The organism is Actinomadura sp. CNU-125 (assembly GCF_001942465.1).
Taxonomy (GTDB): domain Bacteria; phylum Actinomycetota; class Actinomycetes; order Streptosporangiales; family Streptosporangiaceae; genus Spirillospora.
The window spans coordinates 1-8,850 of sequence record NZ_MKJY01000220.1 but is presented as its reverse complement, the minus strand read 5'-3'; the positions used below and the strand labels follow the sequence as shown (position 1 = coordinate 8,850).

The 8,850-nt window shown below is 72.9% G+C and carries 11 protein-coding genes and 1 pseudogene; 4 read left to right on the top strand and 8 right to left on the bottom strand.

Annotated features, from left to right (window positions below; all coding sequences use genetic code 11):
* Positions 1-115 precede the first annotated feature (115 nt).
* From BJF79_RS24040 to BJF79_RS24030, 3 genes are all read right to left on the bottom strand, one after another.
* On the bottom strand, positions 116-901 hold the full coding sequence (locus BJF79_RS24040) for an alpha/beta fold hydrolase (protein WP_075900648.1): 786 nt from the start codon (positions 899-901) through the stop codon (positions 116-118).
* 84 nt (positions 902-985) lie between these two features.
* Positions 986-1,381, bottom strand: coding sequence for a serine/threonine protein kinase (locus tag BJF79_RS24035; RefSeq protein WP_075900650.1), 396 nt, complete (start codon positions 1,379-1,381; stop codon positions 986-988).
* A 133-nt stretch (positions 1,382-1,514) separates the two neighbouring features.
* Complete coding sequence (locus BJF79_RS24030; protein WP_075900646.1) at positions 1,515-2,273, bottom strand: DeoR/GlpR family DNA-binding transcription regulator; 759 nt, start codon at positions 2,271-2,273, stop codon at positions 1,515-1,517.
* 38 nt (positions 2,274-2,311) lie between these two features.
* On the opposite strand from BJF79_RS24030, the gene BJF79_RS24025 reads away from it, so the two are divergent.
* A complete protein-coding gene (locus tag BJF79_RS24025; RefSeq protein WP_075900644.1) occupies positions 2,312-2,938 on the top strand; it encodes an HAD family hydrolase in 627 nt (208 codons plus the stop codon).
* Here BJF79_RS24025 and BJF79_RS24020 read toward each other — a convergent pair.
* Both BJF79_RS24020 and BJF79_RS24015 read right to left on the bottom strand, forming a co-directional pair.
* Entirely contained in the window at positions 2,935-4,587 is a 1,653-nt protein-coding gene (locus tag BJF79_RS24020; RefSeq protein ID WP_075900642.1) for a DNA repair helicase XPB, read from the bottom strand. The genes BJF79_RS24025 and BJF79_RS24020 overlap by 4 nt on opposite strands.
* A gap of 119 nt (positions 4,588-4,706) precedes the next feature.
* The gene (locus tag BJF79_RS24015; RefSeq protein ID WP_075900640.1) at positions 4,707-5,012 is read right to left on the bottom strand and encodes an ArsR/SmtB family transcription factor; all 306 of its coding nucleotides are present in this window, start codon (positions 5,010-5,012) and stop codon (positions 4,707-4,709) included.
* 137 nt (positions 5,013-5,149) lie between these two features.
* On the opposite strand from BJF79_RS24015, the gene BJF79_RS61320 reads away from it, so the two are divergent.
* Genes BJF79_RS61320 through BJF79_RS61310 form a run of 3 tightly spaced genes read left to right on the top strand, consistent with a single transcriptional unit; the run spans position 5,150 to position 6,554 of the window.
* On the top strand, positions 5,150-5,443 hold the full coding sequence (locus BJF79_RS61320; protein WP_262402490.1) for a hypothetical protein: 294 nt from the start codon (positions 5,150-5,152) through the stop codon (positions 5,441-5,443).
* On the top strand, positions 5,371-6,216 hold the full coding sequence (locus tag BJF79_RS61315; protein ID WP_262402489.1) for an MFS transporter: 846 nt from the start codon (positions 5,371-5,373) through the stop codon (positions 6,214-6,216). The genes BJF79_RS61320 and BJF79_RS61315 overlap by 73 nt, the downstream gene beginning before the upstream one ends.
* Positions 6,213-6,554, top strand: a complete 342-nt coding sequence (locus tag BJF79_RS61310) for a hypothetical protein (RefSeq protein ID WP_262402488.1) — start codon at positions 6,213-6,215, stop codon at positions 6,552-6,554. Before BJF79_RS61315 ends, BJF79_RS61310 begins: the two co-directional genes overlap by 4 nt.
* Here the strand turns inward: BJF79_RS61310 and BJF79_RS55775 are convergent.
* From BJF79_RS55775 to BJF79_RS61305, 3 genes and pseudogenes are all read right to left on the bottom strand, one after another.
* Positions 6,536-6,748, bottom strand: coding sequence for a hypothetical protein (locus tag BJF79_RS55775; protein ID WP_158079272.1), 213 nt, complete (start codon positions 6,746-6,748; stop codon positions 6,536-6,538). The genes BJF79_RS61310 and BJF79_RS55775 overlap by 19 nt on opposite strands.
* Before the next feature lie 437 nt (positions 6,749-7,185).
* On the bottom strand, positions 7,186-8,214 hold the full coding sequence (locus tag BJF79_RS51410) for a helicase-associated domain-containing protein (RefSeq protein ID WP_075900638.1): 1,029 nt from the start codon (positions 8,212-8,214) through the stop codon (positions 7,186-7,188).
* A pseudogene (locus BJF79_RS61305) lies at positions 8,133-8,850 on the bottom strand (hypothetical protein); the annotation flags it as partial. The gene BJF79_RS51410 and the pseudogene BJF79_RS61305, both read right to left, overlap by 82 nt.

The window sequence follows — 8,850 nt, the reverse complement described above, 5'->3', positions numbered from 1 at the left end:
CCCGGTAGTTAAGCCTCTCAGCGCCGATGGTACTGCATGGGAGACTGTGTGGGAGAGTAGGACGCCGCCGGACCTTTTTTGCAGGAAGGCCCCGCCGTTTACGGCGGGGCCTTTCTCATTTCTGCGGTGCGGTGAGGAACGCCGTGATGGGGCCCGTGAGTGCGTCTGCGGGCGCGTCGTGGCCGACGCCTTCGAGGATCTGGACTCGGGCGTCCGGCATGATCTCGGCGAGGCGGGCGGCCGCGTCACGGAAGAAGGGGGCGCTCGTGGTGCCGGCCAGGACGAGCGTGGGCACGGTGGCGGCGCGGGCCTTGTCCTTCGGGATGGCACCGCCATCGCCCATGACGGCGTAGTCGTAGGGCATGGTCGGGGCGATCGCCTGCATGCCGGAGTCGGCGCTGATACCGGCGGCCATCTGCTCGGGCATGCCGGTCGACGTCATGAACAGCTTGATCGCGTCCGCACGACGGTCGTCCGCGATGGCGGTGCGGACGGCGTCGGCTTCCGCACGGGTTCGGGCGAGGCTCTCGTCGTCGTCTGGGCCGTACGGCGGTTCGTGCAGGACGAGGCGGTCGACGGGCAGCCCGGCGGAGGCGGCCAGCAGTGCGAGGGCCGCACCGGACGAGACGCCGTGCAGGGACGCCGTCCCGCCGGTGGCGGCGATGAGGGCGGCGATGTCCTCGACTTCGCGTTCCGGTGCGTAGGGGAGCGTGTCGCCGCTTTCGCCGCGTCCCCGGCGGTCGTAGTTGATGACGGTGAAGCGGTCGGCGAGGGCCTTGGCCAGGTCGCCGGTGGTGCGGCGGTCGCAGAACATGCCGCCCACCAGGACGAGCGGCGGGCCGTCCCCCAGGCGGTCGTAGGCGATGCGGGTACCGTCCGCGGAAATCACGTGATCGGTCATGAAGGTATGAGACCGGACCGGCTCCGGAAAATCATCGGAATGGGAGAGACCCGGCCGAATTCGGCCGGGCCTTTTAGAGGAGCGTCAGCAGGGGGTGTTCTTCCACCAGTATTCGCCGTAGTGGCCGCCCCAGTTGACGCAGCTGTCGGTCACTTTGACCGGGCCGGCGTAGTACTTGTACCGGCCGGTGTCACCGCGGAGCGGGCCGGGGTTGGCGTCGACCCAGGCGTTGATCGTGACGTTGTTCCCGATCGAGCTGCCGGTCTTGAACGTGACCACGCAGGCCGTGTTGCCGTTACGGAGGAGGTAGACGCGGGCGTTGGGGCCCTCGCCGATCGCGGCGGAGGCGCGGACGGTGAAGCCGCTGCCGCAGACGCTCTGCGGGGTGGCGGCGTGCGCGGTGCCGGTCATGCCGATCGAGGCGGTGAGAGCCGCGGCGGCACCGATGGCGGCGGTGGCCGTGCGCTTGAGCTTCTGCATGTCGTCTCGCTTCCCCCGCGGCTCCGTGCCGCGGTGCCCCACATGCAAGATCAACTTGATGGCCGTGGCGGCTCGCCGGGACGTCGCTCGGATGATCTACGCGTTAACGCGACGTTGGCGCAGGTGAAACGGCTCAGACGAGGTGGACCTCGACGCCGGCGTCGCGGAGGCGGGCGACGGCGGCGTCCGGGGCCGTCCGGTCGGTGATGACCGCGTCGAGTTCGGTGACGGGGCAGACGAGGCCGAGGCCGGTGCGTCCGAACTTGGCGGCGTCGCAGACGGCGATGACGCGGCGGGCGGCGGCGATGGCGGCGCGCTTGACGGAGACCTCGTCGAGATCGTGGGCGGTCAGGCCGTGTTCGGCGGACAGGCCGCAGACGCCGAGGACGGCGGTGTCGACGCGGAGGGACGCCAGGGACGCCTCGGTGAGCGGCCCCGTGAAGGCGAGGGCGCCCGGGGTGGCGCGGCCGCCGGGGACCAGGAGGCGGACGCCGGGGGCGGCGGTGAGCGCGTTGGCGGAGTGCATGTCGAGGGGGACGACGGTGAGGCGGCGGCGGGCGAGGGTGCGGGCGATCGTGAGGGTGGTCGTGCCGCCGTCCAGGACGACGGCCTCGCCGTCGGTGAGCAGGTCGCCGGTCTTCGCGGCGATGCGCCGTTTGGTGTCGACGGCCTCGTGCTCGCGGACGGCGAAGGGCGTCGCCTCGCCGCGCAGGAGCAGGCTGACGGCGCCGCCCCGGACGCGGCGCAGGACGCCCTGGTCGGCGAGCTGGTCGAGGTCCCGCCGGATCGTCATCTCGGACGCGCCGGTCTCGGCGGCGAGGTCGGTCACGGTGACGTGCTCGGTGGTCCGCAACCGATCGACGAGTGCGAGCACCCGTTCTGAACTTTCCATGTGTTCGATCAAACAGGTTCTGTGTTAGAAACGTCAACATGACGTGGATCGTGTTCGACTACGCGGGTGTCATCAGCCTCTCGCCGCCCCGGGACGCGGGGGCGCTCCTGCCGCAGACCGTCGGTGTCGCGCCGGAGCGGTTCTGGCCGGTGTACTGGGCGCGGCGGGAGCCGTACGACCTGGCGGAGGTGACCGCCGCCGAGTTCTGGGACGACGTGTGCGGACGCCTCGGGGCGCCGGTCGACGCGGATCTGGTCGATGTGCTCGTGACGCTGGACGTCCGGACGTGGAGCCACGTGAACCGGGAGACCATCGGGCTTATGGAGGAGCTCGCCGGGGCCGGGAACCCGCTCGCGCTGCTGTCGAACCTGCCGGTGGAGCTCGCCCGGACGGTCGACGCCCGCCCGTGGGCGGGGCTGTTCCGGCACCGGCTGTTCAGCACCGACCTCCGGCTGGTCAAACCCGACCCGGAAATCTTCCGGACCCTGCTGGCGCGGCTGGAGACCGGGCCGGACGACGTCGTGTTCGTCGACGACCGCGAGGAGAACGTCCGGGGCGCGGAGGCGGCGGGGATTCGGGGCGTCCTGTTCGGTGACGCGGCGGGTGCGCGGGCGGAACTGTCCGGGGCCGGGTTCCTCGGGGCGGCCGGCGCCGCGGCGGGTTAGATCTCGCCGCCGGACAGGACGGTGTCGGCGTCGACGATCCGGTACGCGTAGCCCTGCTCGGCGAGGAAGCGCTGCCGGTGGGCGGCGTAGTCCTGGTCGAGGGTGTCGCGGGCGACGACGGCGTAGAAGCGGGCGCCCTGCCCGTTCGCCTTCGGGCGCAGCAGGCGGCCGAGCCGCTGCGCTTCCTCCTGGCGCGAGCCGTACGCGCCCGACACCTGGACGGCGACGGACGCCTCGGGCAGGTCGATCGAGAAGTTCGCGACCTTCGAGACGACCAGGACGTTCAGTTCGCCCGAACGGAACGCGTCGAAGAGCCGTTCGCGTTCGCGGATGCGGGTGTCGCCCTTGATGACGGGGGCGTCGAGGAGCGCGCCGAGTTCGTCGAGCTGGTCGATGTACTGGCCGATGACGAGGGTCTGCTCGCCGGCGTGCCGGTCGACGAGGGCCTTGACGAGCTTGGTCTTGGTGTCGGTCGTCGCGCAGAAGCGGTACCGCTCCTCGGGTTCGGCGGTCGCGTAGGCGAGACGTTCGGAGTCGGTGAGGGTGACGCGGACCTCGACGCAGTCGGCGGGCGCGATCCAGCCCTGCGTCTCCATGTCCTTCCACGGTGCGTCGTACCGTTTCGGGCCGATGAGGGAGAAGACGTCGCCCTCGCGGCCGTCCTCGCGGACGAGCGTGGCGGTGAGGCCGATGCGGCGGCGGGCCTGCAGGTCGGCGGTCATCCGGAAGATCGGCGCGGGCAGCAGGTGGACCTCGTCGTAGACGACCAGGCCCCAGTCGCGGGCGTCGAAGAGTTCGAGGTGCGTGTAGGCGCCCTTCCGGCGGGTGGTCATGATCTGGTAGGTGGCGATCGTGACCGGCCGGATCTCCTTCTTCGTGCCGGTGTACTCGCCGATCTCGTCCTCGGTGAGGGACGTGCGGCGGATCAGCTCCTGCTTCCACTGGTGCGCGGAGACGGTGTTGGTGACCAGGATCAGCGTGGTGGCCTTCGCGCGGGCCATGGCGGTGGCGCCGACGATCGTCTTCCCGGCGCCGCAGGGCAGGACGACGACGCCGCTGCCGCCGTGCCAGAACGCCTCGGCGGCGTCCCGCTGGTAGGAGCGCAGTTCCCAGCCGTCCTCGGCGAGGTCGATCGGGTGGGCTTCGCCGTCGACGTAGCCGGCGAGGTCCTCGGCGGGCCAGCCGAGCTTGAGCAGGGCCTGCTTGAGGGCGCCGCGCTCGCTCGGGTGGACGATCACGGCGTCGTCGCCGACGCGGTCGCCGAGCATGCCCTTGATCTTCTTCGCCCGGAGCACCTCTTCGAGGACGGACCGGTCGGTGGAGGTGAGGACGAGCCCGTTCGCGGGGTCCTTTTCGAGGCGCAGACGTCCGTACCGGGCCATCGTGTCGGCGACGTCGACGAGCAGTGCGTGCGGCACCGGGTAGCGGGAGAACTTCAGCAGCGTGTCGACGACCTGTTCGGCGTCGTGCCCGGCGGCGCGGGCGTTCCACAGGGCCAGGGGCGTCACCCGGTAGGTGTGGACGTGCTCGGGCGCCCGTTCGAGCTCGGCGAACGGGGCGATCTCCTTGCGGCACTCGCCGGCCTGCGCGTGGTCGACTTCGAGGAGGAGGGTTTTGTCGGACTGGACGATGAGCGGACCGTCGGACACAGGTAAGCAGCCCCCGTCGGGAATCGTGGCTCGGAACGCGGGTGTCCCGCCGATGCACGGTACCCGAGGCTCGGCGGACCCGTAGGGACAACGGCCGGGGGCCGGTCGTGTCTTCCCGGTCAGCCGGGGTCGGTGGCGGTGAGGACGGACGCGAGCAGGCCGGGGAAGCGGGCTTCGAGGTCGTCGCGGCGGAGGGAGAGCAGGTTCTCGCGGCCGGACGGGCGCTGCCAGATGACGCCGCCGTCGCGGAGCACCTTCCAGTGGTGGGTGAGCGTCGACTTGGAGACCCCGTCGAGGATGACGCCGCAGGACTGCTCGCCGCCGTCGGCGAGGGCGCGCACGATGCGGAGCCGGAGCGGGTTGCCGAGCGCGGACAGGACGTTCTCCAGCAGGATCTGGTCGCGTTCGGGGTGCTGAACGATCACGGGGCCAGTCTACGCGACCGTACGACTGTTCGTAAGTTGACGAACTATCGGACTGTACGTATGTTCTCGAACTGTTCGACGGCCGCCGAACGTCCACGTCTCCCTCCCGTGAGAGGTCGTCCAGACACATGCCGTCCATGACCGTGCACCGACCGGGCTGGGCCCTCGCCCTGCTCGCGGCGGCGCAGCTCATCTACTCGCTCGACATCAACATCGTTTACGTGGCGCTCCCCGAACTGGCCGCCGACCTGGGGTTCTCCGAACAGACCCGGCAGTGGGTCGTGTCCGCCTACGTCGTGTTCGCGGGCGGTTTCCTGCTGCTCGGCGGCCGCGCGCCGACCTGCTCGGACGCCGCCGCATGTTCGTCCTCGCGCTGGTCCTCTACGCGGCGTCCTCGCTCGCGGGCGGGCTCGCGGGCGCCCAGGGCGTGATCGTCGCGGCCCGCGCGGTGCAGGGGATCGGCGGCGCGCTGCTGCTCCCGTCCACGCTCGCGCTGATCGGCACGCTGTTCGAGGAGGGGCCGCGGCGCAACCGGGCGCTGGCCGTCTGGGGCGGCGCGGGCGCGAGCGGCCTGACGATCGGCGCGCTGCTCGGCGGCGTGCTCACGCAGGCGTTCGGCTGGCCCGCCGTGTTCTTCGTGAACGTCCCGCTGGCCGGGGCCGTCGCCGCGGCGGCGCTGCTGGTGATCCCGCGCGACGAACGGGACGGGACGTCCCGCCGGTTCGACCTCCCGGGGGCGCTGACCGCGACGGCCGGTGCGACGCTGCTGGTGTTCGGGCTCGTGCAGGGCCCGGAGATCGGCTGGACGGACCCCGCCGTCGGCGGCGCGTTCGTCCTCGCGGCGGCGAGCCTCGCCGCGTTCACGGTGATCGAGTCGCGGGGCGCCGACCCGCTGCTGCCGTTCGGGCTGCTGCGGAACCGCAGCCTGGTCGTCGGCGCGACCGTCACGTTCGTGTTCATGGGGACGTTCGGGGCGCTGCCCTACTTCCTGACCGTGCTGTTCCAGGACGTGCACGGCTTCTCCGCGCTCGAAACGGGCCTGGCGTTCTCGTTCCGTCGGTCGCGATCGCGTCCGGCACGCAACTCGGGGAGCGGATGGTCGGACGGTTCGGCGCGCGGCGCGCCCTCGTGGCCGGGTTCGCCGCCGGGACGGTGGGCACCGCCGCCCTCGCGGGCGGATTCGGCGTCGGAGCGTCGTTCGTGACCGCCCTGCCCGGACTAGTGGTGTCCGGTGTCGGCCAGGGGATCGTGTGGACGGCGATGTGGATCGCCGCGTCCACGGGCGTCGCGCCCGAGCGGCAGGGGGTCGCGAACGGGACGGCGTCGATGACGCTGAACCTCGGGAACGCGATCGGGATCGCCGTCCTCACCGTCGCCGCCGGCACCGGGACCGGCGGCCCCGCGGCGGTCGCGGACGGCGGCCGGACCGCGGTGCTGCTCGCCGCGGCGGGCATGGCCGCCGGGCTCGCGGTGTCGCTCGCGCTCCGCACCGTCCGGACGTCACCGCCGGTGCGCGTGCCGGATCAGACTCCTTCGCCGTAGTAGGCGGGGTCGGAGTCGGAGCCGACGTCGGCGGCGATGAGCAGGGCGATCACGACGATGGCGAGCACGGTGGTGACGCCGAAGATGATCCAGCTCCACATCGTGAGGCTGCGCGCCGACTCCGGATCCCGCTCGACCCGCTGCAGGGCGAGCGCCCGGTGACGATGCCGGGGATGGCGAGGACGTTGCAGCACGACACGACGGCCAGGCTGTTGCAGACCAGCGCGATGATCGCACTGGTCATGCTCGCGGGCTGGTGCGGGACGCCCGGCGGGCCGTAGCCGGGGGCGGGCCCGTAGCCCGGCCCGTAGCCGTAGGACTGTCCGTAGGCGTAGGACTGTCCGTAGGCGCCGTTCGGATCCCAGCCCTGGGATGAGCCGTGGGGGGTGCTGTCCCAGCCCGACGGCGGGGTACCTCCGTATCCGCTCACGCGGCCCTCCCTGTGTGGATCTCCCGGCGCACCGCGGCCGGGGAACCAACCTACCGGCAATAAGGGACATTTCGTTGGACGCGGGAACCCGGGCCCGGGTTCCCGCGTGGGAGGGGAAAGCGCGGCGGCGGCCGCCCCGCGTGTGGTTTCGGCTCCGGCGAGCGTGGGGGGGTTAGGGGGTGTCTAGTTCGGAGACGCCGGTTATCCGGTGGAGGGCGAAGCGGTGGACGGCGGCGCGGGTGGCGTCGTAGCCGGTGAGGAAACCGCCTTCGACGCGGACGGGTTCGACGATGCGGCTGGACGCCTGGCCCTGCTGGTCGAGGTAGCCGATCCAGACGCGGCCGCCGCGTTCGACGGCGGCGCGGAGCCGTTCGACGTCGCGAGCGCGGGGGAGCGGGGCGGTTCGCCGCCGGGCGCGTCGGGGGTCCGGGCGGCGCCGTGCCGGGACGCCTCGTCGCCGGCCCGCAGGGCCCGGACGGCCGCCGCGATCATCGAATCGTCGGCGTGCGGGTCCTGCCGCACGCGGACGATCTCCGCGGTGGGCGGCGGGTCGGCGCGCTGCGCGTCCGGACGGGTGACGATGACGGTGCCGCCGGGCGACTCGGCCACCGGGGCGAGGCCCATCGCGCGCAGGCCGTCCAGCAGTTCGGCGCGGTGCAGGCCGGAGGCGAGGACGGTCGGGGCCAGCCGGTGCAGGCGCAGCGGGTCGGCGCGGCGGTCGGCGAGGATCTCGTCGAGCATCGCGGGGGAGTCGGCGCGGACGTAGGAGGTGAGGGAGCCGACGCGGAGCTGCCCGTGGCGGCGGGCGACGTCGTCGATCAGGTACGTGAGGGGCTGCGGGAGCGGGGTCGCCGAGTGCCGGTCGAGGAGGCCGGTGAGGTCGGCGGCGGTGCGTCCGGCGTCGAGGGCGCGGCGGATCGAGCCGGGGGTGAACCGGTAGACGGTGGCGCCGCCGGTCGATTCGACGTCGGCGGTGAGCGCGAGCTCGCGAGCGAGTTCGGTGACGAGCGGGCCGGGCGCGATCGCGGTGAGGTCGGCCTGGATGAGGATCTCGTCGACGGGTTCGGGGAGGTGCTTGACGAGTTCGGGTTCGGGGTCGTCGCCGGCGAGGAGGGCGCGGGCGAACGGGGCGAGTTCCCCGAAACCGGTCAGGCCGAGGGCGCGGCCTCCCGCAGCGTCCAGCCGAGGAGGCGGTCGCGGAGGGGGCCGCCGCGGCGCGGCCGCAGCCACGCGAGGCGCGCGCGCATGGCGTCCTGACCTGGGACGACGCCGGGTTCGGCGGCGCCGAGGACCTGCAGGACGGCGCGGCGGGTCGCGGGCGCGGTGCCGCGCACCATCGCCTCGCTCAGCGCGTTGATCAGCCGGTCGCGGTCGTCGCGCTCGCCCGCGAGCCCGGCGACGCGGTCCGAGCGCAGCCAGCCGCGGGCGAGTTCGGTCCAGCGGCCCGCGGTGTCGCGCATCAGCCACAGGTCGTAGGCGGGGGTGGGCAGCCACTCGCCGTCGAGGTCGCCGCTGCGGGTGAGCAGGCCCGTGGTGTGCGCGGCCTCGATCAGCAGCGCGGCGTGCCACTCGGGCACGTCCAGCAGCGTCGCGGCGGCGCGCAGGTCGCGGACGGCGAGGCCGCCGCTGCGCAGCACGGCGGGCGGCTCCAGGCCCCAGTGTTCGAGGAGTTCCTCGACGAGCCGGACGGCGGCCGCGGCCTCCCCGGCCGCGGCCCGCACGATCGTGTCGTCCGAGCGGGCGGCGGTCGGCGGCGGGTCGGCGGGGACGAGCGGCGGCGGGTCGGCGGTCACGTCCCGGAACAGGCGGCCGCCGAGCAGGTGCAGCGCGCCCTCGCGGGGGAGGGTGACCGTGCGGTCGTCCTCG